At 31.4% G+C, this 513-nt stretch carries 1 protein-coding gene and 1 pseudogene; both read right to left on the bottom strand.

Annotated elements, in window-relative coordinates:
* A pseudogene (locus CCZ01_RS10650) lies at positions 1–240 on the bottom strand (Fic/DOC family protein); the annotation flags it as partial.
* 1 nt (position 241) lies between these two features.
* Positions 242–478 carry an antitoxin VbhA family protein gene (locus tag CCZ01_RS10045; RefSeq protein ID WP_112053042.1) on the bottom strand — a complete coding sequence of 79 codons (237 nt, stop codon included), beginning with the start codon at positions 476–478 and terminating at the stop codon, positions 242–244.
* Between the last annotated feature and the right edge of the window lie 35 nt (positions 479–513).

The following is a 513-nucleotide window of genomic DNA, read 5'->3' as shown; positions in this document are numbered from 1 at the left end:
CTTTAACTCAAACCGATCTTTTCCTGCCCAAGTAAAAATATCTTGAAAGATATATTTGTGAATATCTTTCAAGTGTTGGTAGTCAAAGTTGCCTTGAATGGGATTAGCATTTAATTCTATGGTTTTTTTATTGCTTATCTCTCTTTCCCTATAGAATAATTCCTCCAAAGAACTAGCATTTACTTTATTCGTTTTAAGTAAAAAACTATCAAATTCTGATACTTCTTGAAAATCCCACATGTTAAATACAACCCCATTCTTTTTTAAGATCAGCTATACATTCGTTAGCGGTAACTTCACCCTTTAAAATTCTAATATTATCGACAATATCTTTTTCATTCAGATACATGTCCTCAATAGCAAAATTTCCTATATTTGATTGTATGGCTTCATACTGCTCTTGTGTAATCTGACCTTTATATTTATCCAATATCGCTAAACTTTCCTCTAAACTATACACTTCTGGGTATTTTTGCATATTCTCTCCTTTAAAATGCGATTGCCATCGCTTCG

It is taken from the genome of Helicobacter monodelphidis (assembly GCF_003288845.1).
Classification (GTDB): Bacteria; Campylobacterota; Campylobacteria; order Campylobacterales; family Helicobacteraceae; genus NHYN01.
The sequence above is the reverse complement of the archived record's forward strand: the minus strand, read 5'-3'. Positions and strand labels throughout refer to the sequence as shown.

Excerpts from the sequence above, each read along its gene's own strand:
- CCZ01_RS10045 (WP_112053042.1), bottom strand. The coding sequence starts at position 478 with ATGCAAAAATACCCAGAAGTGTATAGTTTAGAGGAAAGTTTAGCGATA.